This window comes from Piscibacillus salipiscarius (assembly GCF_042685285.1).
GTDB classification, from domain to species: domain Bacteria; phylum Bacillota; class Bacilli; order Bacillales; family Alkalibacillaceae; genus Piscibacillus; species Piscibacillus salipiscarius.
On sequence record NZ_JBHUMZ010000049.1, the window covers coordinates 25,546 to 45,174 of the forward strand.

22 protein-coding genes are annotated in these 19,629 nt (G+C 36.4%); 15 read left to right on the plus strand and 7 right to left on the minus strand.

The window, feature by feature from the left end:
* From ACFSW4_RS13750 to ACFSW4_RS13765, 4 genes are all read left to right on the plus strand, one after another.
* Positions 1–954 carry an ArsA family ATPase gene (locus ACFSW4_RS13750; RefSeq protein ID WP_377329982.1) on the plus strand — a complete coding sequence of 318 codons (954 nt, stop codon included), beginning with the start codon at positions 1–3 and terminating at the stop codon, positions 952–954.
* Complete coding sequence (locus ACFSW4_RS13755) at positions 951–1,943, plus strand: zinc-binding dehydrogenase (RefSeq protein ID WP_054754224.1); 993 nt, start codon at positions 951–953, stop codon at positions 1,941–1,943. Before ACFSW4_RS13750 ends, ACFSW4_RS13755 begins: the two co-directional genes overlap by 4 nt.
* Positions 1,944–2,094: 151 nt before the next feature.
* Complete coding sequence (locus ACFSW4_RS13760; protein ID WP_054754222.1) at positions 2,095–2,781, plus strand: N-acetylmuramoyl-L-alanine amidase; 687 nt, start codon at positions 2,095–2,097, stop codon at positions 2,779–2,781.
* Positions 2,782–2,794: 13 nt separating this feature from the next.
* Positions 2,795–3,049, plus strand: coding sequence for a phage holin family protein (locus ACFSW4_RS13765; RefSeq protein ID WP_054754220.1), 255 nt, complete (start codon positions 2,795–2,797; stop codon positions 3,047–3,049).
* A gap of 66 nt (positions 3,050–3,115) precedes the next feature.
* On the opposite strand, the gene ACFSW4_RS13770 is transcribed toward ACFSW4_RS13765, so the two are convergent.
* The 4 genes from ACFSW4_RS13770 to ligD form a co-directional block, all read right to left on the minus strand.
* Positions 3,116–4,186 carry a Ger(x)C family spore germination protein gene (locus ACFSW4_RS13770; RefSeq protein WP_377329984.1) on the minus strand — a complete coding sequence of 357 codons (1,071 nt, stop codon included), beginning with the start codon at positions 4,184–4,186 and terminating at the stop codon, positions 3,116–3,118.
* Positions 4,183–5,283 (minus strand): GerAB/ArcD/ProY family transporter, encoded by a 1,101-nt coding sequence (locus tag ACFSW4_RS13775; RefSeq protein ID WP_377329986.1) that lies wholly within the window; start codon positions 5,281–5,283, stop codon positions 4,183–4,185. Before ACFSW4_RS13775 ends, ACFSW4_RS13770 begins: the two co-directional genes overlap by 4 nt.
* A 7-nt stretch (positions 5,284–5,290) precedes the next feature.
* Positions 5,291–6,814, minus strand: coding sequence for a spore germination protein (locus tag ACFSW4_RS13780; RefSeq protein WP_377329988.1), 1,524 nt, complete (start codon positions 6,812–6,814; stop codon positions 5,291–5,293).
* A 61-nt stretch (positions 6,815–6,875) separates the two neighbouring features.
* A complete protein-coding gene (gene ligD / locus ACFSW4_RS13785) occupies positions 6,876–8,648 on the minus strand; it encodes a DNA ligase D (protein WP_377329990.1) in 1,773 nt (590 codons plus the stop codon).
* Positions 8,649–8,740: 92 nt separating this feature from the next.
* Here ligD and ku point away from each other — a divergent pair, with 92 nt between their 5' ends.
* Both ku and ACFSW4_RS13795 read left to right on the plus strand, forming a co-directional pair.
* Complete coding sequence (gene ku / locus ACFSW4_RS13790) at positions 8,741–9,610, plus strand: non-homologous end joining protein Ku (RefSeq protein WP_377329992.1); 870 nt, start codon at positions 8,741–8,743, stop codon at positions 9,608–9,610.
* 215 nt (positions 9,611–9,825) lie between these two features.
* Positions 9,826–10,182, plus strand: a complete 357-nt coding sequence (locus ACFSW4_RS13795) for a hypothetical protein (RefSeq protein WP_377329994.1) — start codon at positions 9,826–9,828, stop codon at positions 10,180–10,182.
* Between the two features lie 42 nt (positions 10,183–10,224).
* Here the strand turns inward: ACFSW4_RS13795 and ACFSW4_RS13800 are convergent, their stop codons facing one another.
* Positions 10,225–11,493 (minus strand): metal-dependent hydrolase family protein, encoded by a 1,269-nt coding sequence (locus ACFSW4_RS13800; protein WP_377329996.1) that lies wholly within the window; start codon positions 11,491–11,493, stop codon positions 10,225–10,227.
* A gap of 12 nt (positions 11,494–11,505) precedes the next feature.
* Positions 11,506–12,681 (minus strand): hypothetical protein, encoded by a 1,176-nt coding sequence (locus ACFSW4_RS13805; protein ID WP_377329998.1) that lies wholly within the window; start codon positions 12,679–12,681, stop codon positions 11,506–11,508.
* Positions 12,682–12,956: 275 nt separating this feature from the next.
* On the opposite strand from ACFSW4_RS13805, the gene ACFSW4_RS13810 reads away from it, so the two are divergent.
* The 9 genes from ACFSW4_RS13810 (at position 12,957) to ACFSW4_RS13850 (ending at position 19,067) form a co-directional block, all read left to right on the plus strand.
* Positions 12,957–13,262 carry a rhodanese-like domain-containing protein gene (locus ACFSW4_RS13810; protein ID WP_377329999.1) on the plus strand — a complete coding sequence of 102 codons (306 nt, stop codon included), beginning with the start codon at positions 12,957–12,959 and terminating at the stop codon, positions 13,260–13,262.
* A gap of 13 nt (positions 13,263–13,275) precedes the next feature.
* Complete coding sequence (locus tag ACFSW4_RS13815) at positions 13,276–13,845, plus strand: sulfurtransferase TusA family protein (protein WP_377330001.1); 570 nt, start codon at positions 13,276–13,278, stop codon at positions 13,843–13,845.
* 17 nt (positions 13,846–13,862) lie between these two features.
* Positions 13,863–14,252, plus strand: coding sequence for a DsrE/DsrF/DrsH-like family protein (locus tag ACFSW4_RS13820; protein ID WP_377330003.1), 390 nt, complete (start codon positions 13,863–13,865; stop codon positions 14,250–14,252).
* A 13-nt stretch (positions 14,253–14,265) separates the two neighbouring features.
* Positions 14,266–15,390, plus strand: coding sequence for an MBL fold metallo-hydrolase (locus ACFSW4_RS13825; protein ID WP_377330005.1), 1,125 nt, complete (start codon positions 14,266–14,268; stop codon positions 15,388–15,390).
* Between the two features lie 193 nt (positions 15,391–15,583).
* Positions 15,584–16,531, plus strand: a complete 948-nt coding sequence (locus ACFSW4_RS13830) for an alpha/beta hydrolase (RefSeq protein ID WP_054754211.1) — start codon at positions 15,584–15,586, stop codon at positions 16,529–16,531.
* Positions 16,532–16,749: 218 nt separating this feature from the next.
* Positions 16,750–16,971: a hypothetical protein gene (locus ACFSW4_RS13835; protein WP_054754209.1), complete on the plus strand. Its 222-nt coding sequence runs from the start codon at positions 16,750–16,752 to the stop codon at positions 16,969–16,971.
* Positions 16,972–17,014: 43 nt separating this feature from the next.
* The gene (locus ACFSW4_RS13840) at positions 17,015–17,968 is read left to right on the plus strand and encodes a P1 family peptidase (protein ID WP_377330008.1); all 954 of its coding nucleotides are present in this window, start codon (positions 17,015–17,017) and stop codon (positions 17,966–17,968) included.
* Between the two features lie 68 nt (positions 17,969–18,036).
* Positions 18,037–18,285 carry a YkuS family protein gene (locus ACFSW4_RS13845; RefSeq protein WP_054754205.1) on the plus strand — a complete coding sequence of 83 codons (249 nt, stop codon included), beginning with the start codon at positions 18,037–18,039 and terminating at the stop codon, positions 18,283–18,285.
* Positions 18,286–18,386: 101 nt separating this feature from the next.
* Positions 18,387–19,067, plus strand: coding sequence for an RluA family pseudouridine synthase (locus tag ACFSW4_RS13850; RefSeq protein ID WP_377330010.1), 681 nt, complete (start codon positions 18,387–18,389; stop codon positions 19,065–19,067).
* On the opposite strand, the gene ACFSW4_RS13855 is transcribed toward ACFSW4_RS13850, so the two are convergent.
* Complete coding sequence (locus ACFSW4_RS13855) at positions 19,064–19,585, minus strand: metal-dependent hydrolase (protein WP_054754201.1); 522 nt, start codon at positions 19,583–19,585, stop codon at positions 19,064–19,066. The genes ACFSW4_RS13850 and ACFSW4_RS13855 overlap by 4 nt on opposite strands.
* Positions 19,586–19,629: the final 44 nt, after the last annotated feature.

Here is a 19,629-nt window from a genome sequence, read left to right on the forward strand (position 1 = left end):
ATGAATCAGCTAACCAATCAACAAATAATATTCGTTGGAGGAAAAGGAGGGGTAGGTAAATCTACCTCTTCCGCTGCACTAGCACTCGCCTTTTCAAAGCAAGGACTAGATACTTTAGTTGTTTCCACAGATCCTGCACATAATTTAGGTGATATTTTTCATAAGCCTTTATCTCATGACAAAACACAGCTTGATCAAAACCTGTGGGGAATTGAAATTGATTCAACCAAAGAAACTAAGAGGTATATGGAACAGGTGAAAAGCAATTTACAAGGACTTGTTAAATCAAAATTAGTCGATGAAGTGAATCGACAGATCGACCTTGCAGCAGCATCACCAGGAGCAGAAGAGGCAGCTTTGTTTGATCGATTAATTTCTATTATTTTAGATGAAAAACATCATTTTGATAAAATTATTTTTGATACAGCCCCAACTGGTCATACAATTAGGTTGTTATCATTACCAGAGCTAATGAGTGTGTGGATCGACGGCATGCTTCAAAAAAGGCAAAAGATTAACGATAATTATACTCAATTATTAAATGATGGCGAGCCGATCGATGATCCAATTTATGAAATTCTGCAAAAGAGGAAAGAAAAATTTTCATCTGTGCGTGATGTGATTTTAGATGAAACTCAAACTGGCTTTATTTTTGTGCTCATTCCAGAAAGGTTACCTATGATTGAGACGAAACAAGCGATTAAGCAATTACATCAATACCATTTACATGTCAACACATTAATTGTTAATAAAGTATTACCAGAAGCAGCTGATGGAGCCTTTTTAGAAAAACGTAGACAAATTGAACAAAAGTATTTAAAACAAATGGAAGAAGAATTTAATAAACAAATATTAATCAAGGTTCCGTTATACGAAGAAGATATTTCAGATTTGGATAAGTTAGATGTATTTTCATATCATCTACGAGGTGTTGTAAAGGAGGAAGTTAGATGAAAGCGATTATTCATCAACAAATTGAAGGGTTAGACGGATTGTCTTATTCAGATATTGATGAACCGATTGTAAAGAGTAATCAGGTGAAGGTTCAATTGAAAGCGGCTGGAATGAATAGACGGGATATTGCGGTCACTTACAGACATGGTGCAAGTGATGAACCGCTTGTGTTAGGTTCTGATGGAGCAGGCGTCATCACAGAGGTTGGTGATAGTGTTGATCAATGGCAAGTAGGTGATGAAGTCGTTATAAACCCAGGCCTTGGTTGGAAAAATATTAGCGAGGCGCCACCAGAAGGGTTTGAAATATTAGGTTTACCAGATGATGGCACGTTTGCAGAATATATTGTGATGGATCAAGATCATGTTGAAAGCAAGCCAGCTCATTTGTCCTGGCATGAAGCAGGTGTTTTACCTTTGGCTGCTCTAACCGCTTATCGTGTACTCTTTACAAGAGGGAAAGTGAAAAAGGGAGACACAGTCATGCTTCCAGGAATCGGTAGTGGTGTTTTGACGTACGCACTTAAGTTTGCAAAAGCCATTGGTGCAAGAGTCATTGTTACATCTAGAAGTCAGAGTAAACTTGAAAAGGCTAAATCACTTGGAGCTGCCCTTGCTATAGATACAAATTCAGATTGGAATGAAGTGTTAAAAGGGGAACAGGTTGATTTATTAGTTGAGAGTATTGGACGAGCAACATTTAATAAATCACTTAAAATCATTCGCAAAGGTGGAACAATTGTAACGTTTGGTTCGACAACAGAAGATACCGTCGAAATAGATATTAGACATTTCTTTTATGGTCAGTTTAATCTACTAGGGTCAACAATGGGAAGTGCAGAAGAGTTTAGATCTATGTTAGCGTTCGTTGGACAACATAATGTTAAACCAGAAATTGACCATATGTTCAATTTAGAAGATTATCTTGAAGCGTTTACGTATTTAAAAGACACTAAAAACTTTGGAAAAATCGGGTTTGATATCAGTTAAGAACTAGCCAATTTGGGCTAGTTTTTTTCTTTGTAAAAATGATAGAATATTCAGTTTACAATTAACTGACTACGTGTTTATATATATTTAATACTCGATATTGTCTCTTCCAACGATTATATATGTAGAATAATTTTAGGGAGAGATGAGTATGGTTAATTGGATTCAAGATGCAGGGCACGGCGGGGAAGACCCTGGTGCAGTTTATGATGGTAAGCAAGAAAAAGTATGGACCTTAGAAGCGGCACTATATGTGAACCAAAGATTAGATGAACTAGGAATAACTTCAACTACAACAAGATCAAATGATGTTACTTTATCAAGACACGAGCGAACAAGTAAAGTAAGAAAGTATGACCGATGTATATCTCATCATTTTAATGCTGGAGGCGGAAAAGGAGCGGAATTCATTCATAGTATTTATTCAAAAGGACAGTTTGAAAACCTTCTAACTGATGAATTCAAACGTATGGGCTATCCCGTCCGCAGAACCTTCACTAAACATTACTCAAATCAAAGCAAGCGCGACTATTATTATATGCACCGTGACACGGGAAGGTGCAGAACAACCATCGTAGAATATGAGTTTCTAGATGGTGGACACCGCAACAAATTGAGAAACAAAGAGTATAGATTGGGTATGTATGAATGTGTAGTAAAAGCTATATGCCGAGATGAAGGTGTCACTTATCATTCTGAGAATAGTGGAATAAGTCAGCCTGAAACTTTATATCGTGTAATAACTGGCTCATTTAAAAGCTTAGAGAATGCTGAAAAACGAGTTCGTGAGTTAAAAGAATCAGGTTTTAATGCTTTTATTGACCACTTAAAAGGATGAAGGAGGGATGAGGATGGACTTACTTAGCTTTATTATGGATGAAGCTTTAATTCTAGTCCCAGTATTAATGGTATTAGGGAAAATTATTAAACAAACTCAGTTAATTCCCAATCGTTTTATTCCATTATCGTTATTATTAATTAGTATTATTTTAACAAGTGTCATGTTGGGATTATCTTTCGAAGCTTTCATACAATCTATTTTAATAGCCGGAACTGCTGTATTTGGCCATCAATTATTCAAACAAACGACGACTGCTAGACAGTAAGTGAATTCAAAAACCTGAACTTTGCAATGATCAATAGTTCAGGTTTGATTTATTTAGTTGATAACTTTACTTCGCAATCCCTGTCTCTGAAATAGTGACGTTAGGTTGAATGGTCACTTCGATGTTAGGATATTGGTCTTCCCATTTAGTATTATTCCATGATCGTAATCGGCTTCTGGCTTGATCTCCGAATCCTAATGGATCAATGTTTAATTCTTTAAATGTTTCAATCATTTCTTTAGAATCTTCTATAATTCTTTCCTCTGTTTTCTTTTTTAACCTTTCAATTTTTTGAGGATTTAAATCTTGACCTGTAAATTCTCTGACCGTCAGATTCATATCAATGTTAATATTAACTTTTGGTGTCTCTTTCAAATTTGACATCTTAATGCTCCGAACTGTTTTAACTTTATACAAAGAAGCATACTCATCGTTATCTAGTTCAATTAATAATTGGTCTCCGATCGTTTTTCGATGCGCCAATGTTTTAAAAGTAAATAATTGATCCTTGCTTAATATCTCAACCATTTTGTCGTCTCTTAAAAGAGCTAATCCTTTAATGGTTATTCGTTTGCCTTCTATTCCGATTAATGGAAGGTAAGGGTCACGGGCTTGATCGTAAAATTGATTAAAAAATAAGTGAATATTTGTCTCAGGTAATGGCCCTGAATCCATATTCTGCCTGAGCATATCTGAGATGAACATTCCGTTATCTTGATTACTGTATTGACCTTGTAGTAATTCTTTTGTTGTAATATCTGTAATGGCTAAATATACCCTAGACCCTACTGAAGGGTCTCTTAGAAATCCATCAGTCAGTTTTATTAATCCATTTTGTGCTAGTTCTTGACTAGCAAGTACAACTTCAATTTTACCACTCACAAAAGGTTTAGAATCACTCATATTTAACGCTTCTTCAGCGCCGCTTGTAATATTAGCAAAGGTTGTATAGGTTTCACTAGAAGTAGATTTGTCAGGATTAAATCTTGGTACGACTACCGTAATTTCATGAAGGCCATTTTCAGCCACATCAAACCCTATGGCTGTTACCATTCTTATGTTATCTAGAATATTTTTATTTAAGCACCCACTTAAAATTATGAGACTGAACAAAAGAATGATGGCTAATCGCTTCATGATTTTTTTCTCCTTTTAAATCTGAAATAAACAATGATTAGTAATAGAGGTAAATAGACTAATAAAAGATAAAAGCTAAACTGAGAATAATATGTCGTTATTTGTTCAACTTGTTTCTGAGTTTTTAAAAGATAATTAGCACCAACTGTTATAAGTAAAATGATTATTAAGGCTTTTCGTTGACTGATTCTAAACAACTGACGAGCACCTCGGCTTGCCGCCCAATAGGATAAGCAAATGTTAGGTAAAATGACTAACCCCCAAGAAGAGATGCCTACATATTCAAAACGCTCGACAAATGGCATTTCAATCGTTTTCCACATAGTTAAAGTAGGCCAGTAAAGTTTTGTAAGATGATCAGCAGCAAAATAAGCAAGTGATATGACAATTAATATTAAGTAAAGACCGACTGTTATGACATTACCTCCATGTGCCCAAATCTTTGATTTCTCAGGATCTTTTATATATGGATAAAACATTAGAAGAGTTGCGAATCCGATATAGCTAAAAGTCATTTGTTTAGTCGCTATAAGTAAATCTTGCACTGAATGATTCCAAACAGGCAAAAGGTTTCTAAAATCGGTATATTCCAAAAGATATAAAATCGTTAAGATTAAATAAGAAGGGATAACCATTCCTAAAAAACTCACACCTGCAACAACTCTAAATCCGCCTGTGATCACGTAATAAACTAAAATACAATACACTATACTTAGATAGATAACGTTTAAATCAGGGAACATCCAAACTTGTACAACTTGTATAAACGACCTTAATACGAGAATGCTAATACCGATAAAATATATAATCCAAATGAGACTAAAGAATCCTCCAATCCACTTCCCGAACGTGTCGTAATGAATGACAATTAAATCCCCATTACCGTATTTTAAAATTTTGTAAATAATAAAAATCAAAATGCTAATGAGTATTCCAGCAATAATGACTGCCATCCACGAATCATTTTTTAAGTAACCCACAATGTACGATTGAAAGCCTAATACTCCAACACCGATTTGAATAGAGCTAATTAAAAATATAGCTAAATAGGGGGAGACTTTATATTGATCTTTAATTTCTCGCTGTAGTTCTCTCATGTAATCCCTACTCATCTACTTCAGTTTTCTTTTTCTTAGCTTTCTTTTGATTGAACCTCATAGTATCTTGTGTTTGGGCTTCTACTGGACGTTTCGATTGTCTCGACCAAGGTAATCTAATAAACGCATCTTTTAAATCCTGAACTCGCGGGGGATAGATAGGCTCTAAATAAGGTCTTCCTAAAGAGCTTAATCTTAATAAATGGGACATCACAAAACAGAAACAAATTGAAATGCCTAATAATCCCCATATATGTGCCATAAACAGAAATGGAAAGCGCAATAAACGGATTGTATTACCAATTTGATAAACAGGTGTTGTAAATGATGCTAATGCAGCAAGGGCTACAAAGATCAATAACACGTTACTCGTTAGCCCAGCTTCAACCGATGCTGTTCCGATTACAATTCCGCCCACGATACCGATTGTTTGTCCGACTTTTGTTGGCAGTCTTGCTCCAGCCTCTCTTAACAACTCAATTGCCAGCTCTAAAAATATAGCTTCTAATATTGGTGGTAATGGTATTTCACGCCTTGATGTAACCAAAATCCCTAACAAATCCTTAGGGATAATCTCATAATGATAGGTTAATACAGCTACATAAATAGGTGTAACTAGAATAGAGAAAACAACGGCAAATGAACGAATTAACCTAAAGAATGAAGCTGTTAACCAATTAAGAAAGTAATCCTCAAATGCTGAGAAAAACTCAACAAGTGTCGTTGGACCAATAATGCCATGCGGAGCACCGTCAACCAAAAATGCAACTTTACCTTCTCCAAGTACGGCGGCAATTCGGTCTGGTCGCTCAGTATCTATAAATTGCGGGAAGGGTGAATGCTGATTATCAGAGATCAGCTGGACGATATATGAACTATCAATAACAGAGTCAATTTCAATATCATTAATTCTTTGCTTTAGAGTATTGACATTCTCCTTATTCGTAATCCCTTCGATGCTAAGTATGGCAATTTTGGTTTTAGTAATTTTACCAACCGTTATTTCTTCAACTCTTAATTCTGGTATTGGTAGTCTTCTTCTTACTAAATTTAGATTAACATCTAGTGATTCGATAAAAGCTTCTTTTGGACCTACGACACTAAATTCAACTTCAGGTATATTCACGTCCCGGTGGTTATTCTTGACAGCCCTTAGAAGTATAACCTCACTGCTTTTCTCTCCGATCTGTACCATGCAGGAGCCTGACAATACTTGATGCTGAATCGTTGCAATGTCATTTGTAACTTCCATGTTTTCTATCGGAACAGAACGTTTGATATCTTCAAGTGAATGAATGGATTCCTCTTGTAGATAAGGTAAAATATCATTCTGTACTAATTTTTTATCAACTAAAGGATGAAAATAATAAAATTTTAATGGTTTAAGGCCTTCTTTAACAGTCACTTCTTTAAAATCGTCTGATTTCTTAAGCTGATCGATTAAATCTTGAACCGTTTCGTCAATCTCTGGTGAGTTTTTGTGCGTTTTTAATCCGTTTTTTTGTTTAAAAAATAGGTTTTTGAAAATCATTTTGACCCACCTATACCTTTATCATCATAATTCATAATTTTTCCTTATTTTCTTTTCCTATTCATGAGTTTGGCATTTGTAAAAACGGACAACCTATTCTTTTTATACGTTCTGGAACAGAATGAATGGTGAAATTAGTTGGGTCTAATTGCTCGGTCACCTCATCCCAATACAAAGGTGTTGCAACCGATGCATGGCGAGTTGCACGCGGCGAATAGGGAGCGACAATTGTTTTTCCTGGAGCATGTTGTATATAGTCAACATAAAGCCGGTTACCTCGATTCTTTTTCAATCTTTCAATGGTATAATCATTTGGGTATTTTGTTACTAACACATTCGCAACAGCTTCCATAAATTCACGTGTTTCATCAAATGTCATACTTTCTGGTTCTAATGGAATATGAACTTGAAGCCCAGTTTTACCTGATGTTTTGGCAAATGTCTTGAAGCCTTTATGTTCACACATTTCTTTAATTAATTGCGCGGCTACTATCGCCAAAGAAAATTCATTTAAAGAGGGTGGGTCTAAGTCAAACACCATTTCATCTGGATAAGAAGAGTGTATGGTTTGAAATGGCACGTGAAACTCCAATGCCGCATGATTACCGAACCATAATAAACTTTTTAAATCCTGACATAATATATCTTCTTCATCTTCATCACCTGGTACAGTTTGTATATAATCTGGTGCATAATCAGGGAGATGCTTTTGATAAAATGAATGTTCGTCTATTCCGTCAGGATAGCGAATCATCGTTAAACGCTTATCTTGCAGGCGAGGTAATAAAATTGGTGCAACTTCACGTAAATATAGGACATAATCTCGCTTAGTAGTATGCGGGAATAACTCTTTATCAGGTTTGGATAATTCAATCTCTTTAGGAAGCTGTGCCAATCCTTCTCTTACTAAATCTTTGGTAACATCATCAGGTTCTAAATCAAATCGAAATTGATGAAAAAATGGTTCTCGTAATTCTCCGTCTTTTGCATCTAAACATTTTATATCGATACAAGCACTTGGGTGGACGGACCATAAAGAAGAGCTCGTTTGTTCCCCGTGCTCTTGAATAAATGTAATTAACGTTTTTTTATCTTTTTCCTTAAATCCATTTTTAACTTTTCCTAATGTATTGAACTGATCTTCATTGAAATAAGCTACTTCAAAATAATCATTATTCGCATTCCAATTTGTTATAGCGCCTTGAACCATGCGATAATTTTTGATTTTGACCCAATCATTTGTGCGTTTACCATTTGAGTATGGAGAAGAGGTTTTTTTTGCGACAATACCTTCCGCTTGGTGTAACTTAATAACGCCATGAATTTCGTCGTACTGATTAAATTGTTGAACTAAATTAAAGGGTCTTCTAAACGCAAAATTTTCAGTTTGTAAATGCTGGCTTATTTGTTCTAATTTTTTACGTCTGTCACGTAAAGATTGATTTGAAATGTCATGATTTTGATAATGAATAAGGTCAAAAGCCATAAATGTAGCTGGTCGATTCTGTTTAGCTTGGTTGATTTTTTTCTTAGTCTTTATACGACCTCGTTGTTGCACTAAATCAAAGATTGCCTGAAACTCTGTTCTTAAAATAACTATTTCACCATCGATAAATAGGGGCAGTAAATCTTCAATTTTATGCTGTTGTGACTTACACCACTCTACAACTTCAGGGAAATTTTCAGTTAAGTCCTTTTGGTTTCGGCTAATTAACTTTATATCTTCACTCGTCCAACTTAGTCCGCACCGAAAGCCGTCATACTTTGTCTCGAAAATCCAATTTTTCTTTAGTGGCGGTTCATCCACTAAAGTGGGAATCATAGGTTTCCACATAATGTCTCCTCCAAAACGTTTCCATTATTTTTAGTCAAAACTTGAATGATTATGACAAAGCAACAGACAATAAAGTTAAAGAGGTGATTCGTATGCATACCATGTGGAAAGGAACCATTAGTTTTGGTTTGGTTAATATTCCGGTTAAATTACATTCAGCAACTGAAAATAAAGATATTAAGCTTAGAAATCTTCATAAAGAATGTCAATCTCCTATAAAATATGAAAAAGTGTGCCCAGTCTGCGAAACGGAAGTCACAAATGACGATATTGTCAAAGGGTTTGAATATACCAAAAACAAGTTCGTGGTCCTTGAAGAAGAGGATTTACAATCATTGAAAGATGTAACCGAAGATAAATCAGTTGAGATAATGGACTTCGTTAAGCTAGAAGACATTGACCCTATTTATTTTGATCGGAGTTACTTTCTCTCGCCAAATGATGGGGGTGGAAAAGCATATGCCTTATTGCGCCAGGCTTTAAAAGACACAGGGAAAATTGGATTAGCGAAAATCACTATTCGTTCAAAAGAGCATTTAGCCGTTGTTAGAATTTATGAAAATACATTAGTAATGGAAACGATTCATTATCCTGATGAAGTAAGAGATTTTCAAGAAGTTCCGAATGTTCCAGAAGAAACTGATGTGGGAGAGAAAGAGCTAAAAACGGCAAAAATGTTAATAGACCAGTTAACAGCTGAATTTGAACCTGAAAAATATACAGATGAGTATCGAACAGCTTTAATGGAATTAATTGAGAAGAAGAAAGCAGGAGAAGAAATTACGACTGCAAAAGAACCAAAAGCTCCAGAGAATGTTGATGATTTAATGGCTGCATTAGAGAAATCATTAAATGAGTCTCAGAAAAGTAAAAAGAAAAGCACCACGAAAAAATCTAAAACAACCACTTCTAAACAGAAAAAATCATCTTCATCTAAAAAGAAAGAAAAAGCTTCAAAATAAAAATTTTGTGTAAAAAGAATCTGATCTATAATCAGGTTCTTTTTTTATTGTATTTCATAAAACCTTAGAGGGAGAAATGATTGAACATTAGTAGCTTCAATTGTCGCAAGTAACAGCAGCGATGGAGTGAGTGTCTTTAGAATTTGTTATGTATGCTGAACTTTCCTCACAATAGGGTCATATAGATAAGTACCCAGAGCGCGGGGAGGAGAAAAATGTCTGAATCAAAACAAGATGCCATACAACTTCAACAAAAATTGATTTATTTACAGTCTGAACTTAAAAAGAAACAAAAAAGAATTGACGAAATTGAGCATTCTCATCATTATCTGTTAATTGAACAATTAAAAAAAGAAAATCAGGAATTTAGAAAAAAACAAGAAGACTTAGGAGAACATCTAAGTTCATTAGAAATTAAACTTGAACATTATAAGCGTTTGTTAGATGTCGCTAATATAAAAGTAAATATGTATCAAAATGCTTTAGAGAAGCTCGAACACGATCACCAGCAATTGAAAGAGGAACTTATTGAACTTCAAGGATGTAACCAAAAGGAAGAAGATCTTAAATAAAAGGAATGCCATTTGCATGACGGCATTCCTTTTTAGATAATTTTAATGATGGGTTAACTCTTGCTTAGTAGATAGGAGATTTTTTTGGACTTGACCACCTTTTAATACATACTGGATTTCATCATTATTTGCTAAAGAATAAATATCATCTAGTGGTTTCCCTTTTGTGATGACCACATCGGCTAATTTACCTTCTTCAAGTGTGCCGACTTGATCACTCCAACCAAGACATTCTGATGCTGTTTTAGTTGTTGCAACAATAGCATCCATTGGTGTCATACCGGCATCAACCATTAAGCCTAATTCACGTAGGTTAGTTCCGTGTTTCATAACACCCGCATCAGTTCCCATCGCTATTTTAACTCCTGCTTGATAAGCCTTGGTGAAACTAGCACGATGCTGTTCGATGACCTCTTTTGATTTTTCAACAGCCGATTGAGGCATACCTTTTTCATCAGCAGTTTCTAAAACTGATACTGGAGCTAGTAATGTTGGAACTAAATAAGTGCCATTTTCAAGCATTAATTCGATGGCTTCATCATCAATAAAAATACCATGCTCAATAGAATGAATGCCTGCCCGAACAGCATTTTTAATACCTTCAGATCCCTGGGCATGAGCCATGACTTTAACACCTTTGCGGAAACGACCTTCTTCAACGATTGCTTTTAATTCTTCTAAAGAGAACTGAGTAAACTCTGGGTGATCAGTTGGGCTTAATACGCCGCCTGTTGCATGGACTTTAATAACTTCTGCACCGGCACGCAACATTTCGCGAGTCTTCTTTCTTACCTCTGCAACACCATCACATCGTCCATCTGGCATCCCGCGATGACCAGAAGGGAGAAGGTCAAGCACATCTCCGTTTAATTGTGTACCATCACCGTGACCACCAGTTATGGTTAATGCATTAATGCTAAGCTGCATTCTAGGCCCTTTGATCAAACCTTCTTCAATAGCTTTTTTAACTCCTAAATCAGTACCTAAAGCATCTCTAACTGAAGTAACACCAGCATTTAAGGTATTTTCAAGGTACTTCTGCGCTTCAAAATACATATATGAAAATGGCTTCGTTAAACGTTCTGATAAAGGTGTATATTCCATCATCATATGAACATGCGTATCAATAAAACCTGGTAAAATCGTGCCACCTTGAGCATCAACAACATTTTCTTCTCCAGTTGCTTCATAACTGTCTTCAGGTCCTACGTAAAGGATTTTTTGATCTTGGGTGACGACGACCTGATCTAATTTTGGCTCACCGCCATTTCCATCAACTAATAATCCATTTTTGAATAATGTTTTACCCATTTAAATTCCTCCTTATAGAGTTTGAATTAAAATTCCTGCAATGATTACGGACGCCACCGTAACGGTCGTAAATCCGCCAATCAACATCGGTGTTAAAAGCTCATCAAAGATCATCTTCTCTTCCTTCTCATTACGTGCTGTACTTCTACTTACTTCTTCACATAGGATATAATCTCCTGGAAATCCAAATAAGGCTGTTAAAGCAACAGGCATCCCTTTTAATGGGTCCCATTTGACCAATTTAGAACCGACGAAACCACCAAGAGCAATTCCGAAAGTGCCTAACAGTAGAATAGATAAAATAGCTGGTAAGTTATCAATGACCTGCCCAGGTGATACATCAGCCATGGTTCCAATGACGACAAAAATAATCCCAATCATCGTCAATGTGAATGAATTAGCACGGTTAAGAGATTCGCTTTCCAGAATCCCAAACTTAACGGACACAATCCCAAGTCCTAAACACCATAAGCTGTAATGAATCCCGGTGACTTCTCCTAAGATGACACCGACAGCACCTACTACAAACACTAAAAATAGTTTAATGGTAGTGCTCGATTTTAATGGTCCTTGTTTTTTAGCCCCTGAAATGGATTCCCCAATTGTTGCTCCTTTCATTGGACTGAAGGTGCCATTATCAATACCTTCAACAATTTTTTTGGCATATCGTCTCATAAAGTTTAACGCCAGTGGCATCCCCAACACACCTTGAAAAGCAACAATTAATGCTGGGATCACAACTAATGCAGAAAGTCCGATTTCCGTTAGTTTTTCTTGTGTAATTAGTAAGGCGACTACACCACCACTAATTGGTCCGATCCCGGCAACAGCTGTCTCATAACTAAATACAAAAGTAATAATTGATAGGACTAGAACCCCGGAAACAACGAGTCCACTGAGTGCAATCAAGACGGCTTTATATTGACTTCTTAATATAGAAAGTGGAATTAAAGTTCCCATATGCACAATGGCTGGCCCAATTAAGATTGAACCTAAAACGGCAAATTGTGAGCGGTCCATGATGTCTTCCGGAAAAATGCCGGTCCATGACAGGATTAGGAAGCTCACCATCGCTGTTAATAACATTGGAATTCTTGCTCGAGTGATGATTGATACCCATTCACCAAAAGCAATTAGTGAAAATATGAGTACAGTTGCAATTAGTGGATTATTTAGTAATTCTGACATTCCTAATCCCTCCTCATAAAATTTAATATTCACTATAGCACCGCGTAAAAGGGTTGTAAATAACTAATTTCTGACTATTTATACAAATCTAAATAGTGGTTATACTTTGTGTGAAAATGCTTAACGTATTGATATTTACCTAAAGGAAACGATTTCAAAAACAGCCTAATAAAGCGCTTTCAAGGTTCTAAAAAATTTTTAATACCCGTTATCGTATAAAGCACAAAATGTGAGACAAATTAAGTTTGATATGAAAATAAAAAAGGGGTTTTTATATGTCACACCAAGAAATGAAGCCTGAAGAAGTTAAAAAAGAACTCGAAGATCATAAAGAATTGAGTATTATTGACGTCCGGGAAGATGATGAGGTCGCACAAGGGAAAATTCCAGGCGCTCAACATATACCACTTGGGGAGTTACCTGACCGACTTAGTGAAATCGATGAGAACAAAGAACATATAATGGTGTGCCGATCAGGCGGAAGAAGTGGTAAAGCAACGGATTTTTTAAAAAGTAAAGGGTATAAGGTCAAAAACATGCCTGGTGGGATGCTCGAATGGGAAGGTAAAGTTGAACGTTAAGGAGGTGAAGTGAATGGAGGTTAATGTAAACCGAGTTTTAGATGCAAAGGGACTCGCATGTCCTATGCCAATTGTGAAAACTAAAAAAGAATTTAATCAGTTAGAACCTGGACAAGTTATGGAAGTGCAGGCAACAGATCAAGGTTCTACTGCGGATATTAAAGCTTGGGCTGAAAGTACTGGCCATCATTATCTTGGAACTAAAGAAGATGGAGATATACTTAAACATTATTTACGAAAAGCTAGTGAAGAAGACACATCAGAAACAAAACATGGAGATGTAATGGACTTAAAAGATTTAAGAGAAATGATAGATGGTGATGAGACGATTACAATTCTAGATGTTCGGGAACCAGCCGAGTATGCATTTGGACATATTCCAGGGTCTATTAATATTCCTTTAGGTGAATTGGAAGAACGTTTTAATGAACTAAATGAAGAGGATGATTTGCATGTTATTTGTCGCACAGGTAATAGAAGTGACCTTGCAGCTCAAAAGTTAGCAACAAAAGGTTATAAGAATGTGAAAAATGTAGTACCAGGTATGAATGAGTGGGATGGACCTGTAGATCAAAATCATTAAAAAAGGAGATTTTCATTATGAAAGTAGCGATTATTGCCGCAAATGGCGGGATGTTTGATGCTTATAAAGTGTTTAATATAGCAACAGCTGCAGCTGCAACTGATGCAGAAGTTGGGATATTCTTTACATTTGAAGGGTTAAATCTGATACACAAAGATGCCCATAAACAATTACCTTTACCTCAAGGAAAAGAACACTTTCAAGAAGGGTTTAAGAAAGCAAATGTACCTCCAGTAGAGGAGTTATTAAGTATGGCAAAAGATTTAAACGTCAAAATGATTGGCTGTCAAATGACAATGGATGTGATGAGTTTAGATAAGGATCAGTTCGTTGAAGGGATCGAAGTCGGTGGTGCAGCAATGTTCTTAAGCTTTGCTGAGGATGCAAATGTGACATTAACATTCTAAAGGAGGGATCCTAATGTCAGATGTTAAACATATTTCTGTAAAAGAATTGACGAGTAAAATTTTAAATGGTGAACATTTGTTTATTTTAGATGTTCGAAATACGGATGATTTTGATGACTGGAAGGTTGAAGGTGATAATGTTGAAATTCATAACCAACCTTATTTTGATTTAATGGATGGTGTTGAGCCAGTAGAAGAGAAGCTTCCAAAAGATCAACCGATTTATGTCATTTGTGCTAAAGGTGGTTCATCCCAAATGGTAGCTGAGCAAATTGCTGAGGCTGGCTATGACAATGTATATTCTATTGAAGGTGGCATGAAAGCGTACAGTGAGCACTTAGAACCGATCGAAATTGGTAAAGTGTCAGGTGGGACGATTTACCAATTTGTTCGAATAGGTAAAGGTTGTTTATCTTATTTAATCGAATCAAATGGTGAAGCTGCAATTATTGATGCTAATCGAATGACGAATCAATATGATGAATTTATAAAAGAACACAGCTTTTCAATAAAATCGGTTCTCGATACCCACTTGCATGCGGACCATATTTCAGGTGGAAGAGATTTAGCGAACAAACATGAGGCAACTTATTATTTACCACTCAAAGATGCAACCGATGTTCAATTTGATTATCAGCCAGTAGAGGATGGTGATGAAATCAAAGTTGGTGATACGACCATTAAAGCTTTTTACTCGCCAGGGCATACTATTGGAAGCACGTCTTATATCATTGATGAGCAGTATCTATTAACGGGTGATATTCTATTCATTGACTCAATTGGACGACCTGACTTAGCTGGAAAAGCGGAGGATTGGGTTGCAGATTTAAGAGAGACGTTATATAAGAGATACAAAAAATTGCCTGAGGAGTTAATAGTATTACCGGCACATTATATGAGTATAAAAGAAATGAATCAAGATGGTAGTATATCAGAGAAGTTAGGTAAGTTATATAAAGAAAACCATGGCTTAAATATAGAAAGTGAAGAAGAATTCAGGTCTGCTGTAACAGATAACTTACCACCACAGCCAAACTCGTATAATGATATTCGTCAAACAAACATGGGTCAAAAGAAACCAGAGGATGAAGAACAACGTGAAATGGAAATTGGACCAAACCGTTGCGCAATCAGATAATTAATCAGGTATGACCAGCTATAAACAATGGCTGGTCAGTTTTATATATACATGGATTTCCTTATAAATTAAAAATTTTCCCCATAAATTTAACTAGTATCAAAAGGAAAAACTGGAAACAAGTCTAGATTTTAACTTCTAAACTAAAACAGACACCAATATAATTAAACAAATTCAGAAAAGGATGGTGTCTATGGCTAATCTAAATGAACAGTCGAAAGTTTATTTAGAAATGTTTGAGGAAATGCCCGACCTGTCATTAATGGAAACAGAAGAAGTAAGGTCATTATTTAGACAAATACCAGTAGTCAGTCAAGGGTTTGAAGATGTACATGAAGTTGAAGATCGTCATTTTAAAGCAAGTGACGATTATGAGGTTCCAATTAGAGTATATAAACCTGAAGGAGAGGGCCCATTTCCAGTATTTATTTACTATCACGGAGGTGGTTGGGTCTTAGGTGATTTAGATTTAGTCGATGCCACATGCCGAATTTTGACTAATCAAACCAAGCGAATTGTTGTGTCAGTCGATTACCGATTATCTCCTGAATATAAATATCCAACACCATTAGAGGACTGTTATTCTGCTTTAGAGTGGGTCTATGCAAATCCAATTGAAATAGATGGTGATGTTACTAATATAACTGTAGGTGGAGATAGTGCGGGTGGAAATTTAGCTACAGGAGTTGCAATGCTGGCAAAAGACCGAGAAGGGCCGCCTGTTAAAGCTCAAGTGCTAGTCTATCCAATAACGAATTTAAGCTATGACACTTCATCATATGAGGAATTTTCTAATGGTTACGGGTTAGACCGAACGTTAATGCAGTGGTTTGGAGATCATTATGTAAGAGATGAAGAGGATTATTATAACCCATACATAGCCCCGCTAACGTGTGAAGATTTGAGCGGCTTACCTCCGGCTATTGTTATTGTAGCTGAGAATGATGTTTTACGTGATGAAGGATTAGCATACGCTAGAAGGCTTAAAGAAGCTGGTGTCAAAATGGATGCAAAGCTTGAATTAGGAATGGTTCACGGATACTTTACGAATGTGATCATTTTTGAAGAACGAATTCGAAAGACAGTTAGGAAAATTAGTCACTTTCTCGCCGAAGTCAATGATCAAGTCGTTGAGCGATAAGTTGATGCCTGGCTCTTGTAGCTGGGCTATTTTTTAGGGTTTGAAGTTATGTATATTCTCTGATATTGTAACCTTCCTACCTAAATCTACGAAAAGTCAACGTTTGCTTATAAACTTCACCGTGTTTCCAATAAAAACAATTTGTTACTTCAAATTTGTTCATATTTTTAGTCAAAAGTGATATAATACGAACAAACGTTCTTGTTGGAGGTTTATTTATGGAACGCATACTTCAGCGTGCACTTGAACAAAAACAGCAACTTGAGATGATTTATTTAGATCAAAATGGAGATTACAGTCAGCGAATTGTTCGGGTCGTGAAAATTTATGAAGATGATTTTTTGGCCTTTTGTTTTACTAAGCAAGGCGTTAGACGATTTAAAAAGATACACGTCTTATCAATTTTACCATATAAAAAGGGAAAACGATTCAAAGCATAGAAAAGCATAACTGAGAGGTTGATTAACCTAGGAGGTGCTTTTAATGAGCTTTGATAATATAACAGATGTTCCAGGTGTGAAAGTGGGACATGTTGAAGATCCAAAAGCGTTAACAGGGTGTTCTGTTATTATAACCGAAGAGGGTGCTGTCTGCGGGGTAGATGTACGAGGTGCTGCCCCAGGAACTAGAGAAACGGACCTGCTCGACCCTGTTAACATGGTGAATAAAGTGCACGGAATTTGTTTATCAGGAGGAAGTGCATTTGGGTTAGATGCATCAAGTGGTGTGATGAGATATTTAGAAGAACAGGGCATAGGGCTTGATGTCAGTGTGGCTAAGGTACCAATTGTACCTTCAGCAATATTATTTGATCTAGCGGTAGGAGATGCTAGTGTGCGCCCAGATGCAGACATGGGGTATGTAGCTGCGAAAAAAGCAGCACGTGGTATTTTTAAACAAGGCAATGTAGGGGCTGGATGCGGAGCAACGGTTGGTAAAATTATGGGTTTTGAACAATGCATGAAAGGCGGCCTTGGAAGCGCAGCAATAACATTGGATAATGGATTAACGGTGGGAGCTATGGTCGCCGTAAACTCATTAGGAGAGGTACGTGACCCCAAAACTGGTGAATGTTTAGCTAGCGCGATTCACCCTGAAACTGGCGAACTAGTTGATAGTGAAGAATTTATGTTAAGTCAGGTTGAGTCATTTGGCCGAGTTGGTCAGAATACAACTATAGGAGCCATTGCGGTTAATGCAAAACTGACTAAATCAGAAGCTACCAAAGTATCACAAATAGCTCATAATGCGATTGGCAGGACCATTTATCCTGCCCATACGATGTTTGATGGCGATACCATTTTTACATTAGCCAATGGCGACAGGCAATTTTCATTAGATGTGATTGGAAGTTTAGCTACCCAAGTATTAGAAAAAGCGATTATTAGAGCAATCAAAGAAGCTGAATCCATTAATGGAATAAAAGCATATGAATAAATGGCCATACCTGCATAATTTTCCCAAAGGCTGTACAAACTAAGCCTTGGAAAATGGAGGTGAGGCCAATGGCAAGAATAGCAGTAGAAGAGACTTTATCTGATGTAAAAGCATTATTAGAGCAGAGTGGTCATGATGTTGTCACTCTAGAAGGTGATAATGCTGCGGGCTGTGATTGTAGCTGTGTGTCAGGACAAAATCAGAATGTCATGGGAATGAGTGAAGCAACATCCGATGCATCTATCGTTAATTGTGATGGAATGACCGCACAAGAGGTAGTAGAAGAAGTAAACGAGCGATTGCAAAAACGATCATAATTTAAATCCCCTTACATTGGTGAGGGGATTTAATATTTCTAATTATAAGGTTATAAGTATATGTTATTCTAGTGTCAGACTAATATAAAGGAGCTTCAATTGTGAAGATTAACATTTTGTATGAAGATAACCATCTACTATTTGTCGAAAAGCCCGTCAATGTGCCTGTTCAAGCAGATCAGTCAAAGGATCGCGACCTACTAACCATCCTTAAAGATTTTATTAAAGAACGCGATCAAAAACCTGGCAATGTATACTTAGGCTTAGTTCACAGGCTTGACCGACCAGTTGGAGGAGTGATGGTGTTTGCTAAAACATCCAAAGCCGCATCACGATTATCCGACCAAATTAGGCGTAATGTTTTTGATAAACAGTATTTAACGGTAGTTCGTGGTACACCGGCAGAACATGAGGGTCAATTAAAAGACTTTTTATTAAAAGACCAAAAGGAAAACAAAGTTCATGTGTCTTCATCAAAAAATAAAAAAGCAAAAAAAGCATTATTAAATTATAAATTACTCGGTACGAAAAAAGGTTTATCCTTACTCGAGATTAACTTACATACTGGAAGGCCCCATCAGATTCGCGTTCAACTATCGTCTCGGCGATGGCCTATTTATGGAGATCAAAAATATGGTTCAAAGGTAAATAAACCAGGCCAACAGATTGCGCTTTGGTCGCATGTGTTAACCATTGAACATCCTACCAAAAAAGAAGCTGTTCGAGTCTCATCGAACCCGCCTATGGACTTTCCGTGGCATTTGTGGAGCGACCATTTTTAAAGATGGTCTACCCACTGTCTAACAGATTGAATGAGTTCATGGAATAAATCCCCATCTAACATAATGATGAGTAATATAATGACTGTGCTCATTAAGATTAATTTTTCAGAAAGTCCACCAGTTTTATATGTTAATAGAGAACTGGGCGTAAAAGGCTTTTTAATAACTGGATAAAAAATTGGAACACCTCGGTTTGAAAAAAAGTCGCCTAAAATATGTCCTGCATAACCAACTGATAGTCCATAAGTAAAGTGTGAAGGATGATACAAACATAATATGGTAACTAAAATCCAGCAAAAAACTGAATGAGTGAAACCACGATGTCCGAATAACATCTGGATGATATAAGAGACTCCTAAAGATCGCCTGCCGATAAAGGAGTCTTTTTTATCTAAATCAGGGAGCACGCTTCCTAAAATCGTACCAAAAACATAACCAGCTGAAAATGGAATGGCTATGTATGTTGAAATGCTAGCCGCGATGGTTACTGAAGTTATAATATGTGTTTTTACTTCCAAGATTATTCCCCTATTTCTAGTTGTTTGAACAGTAGTGTTGTATG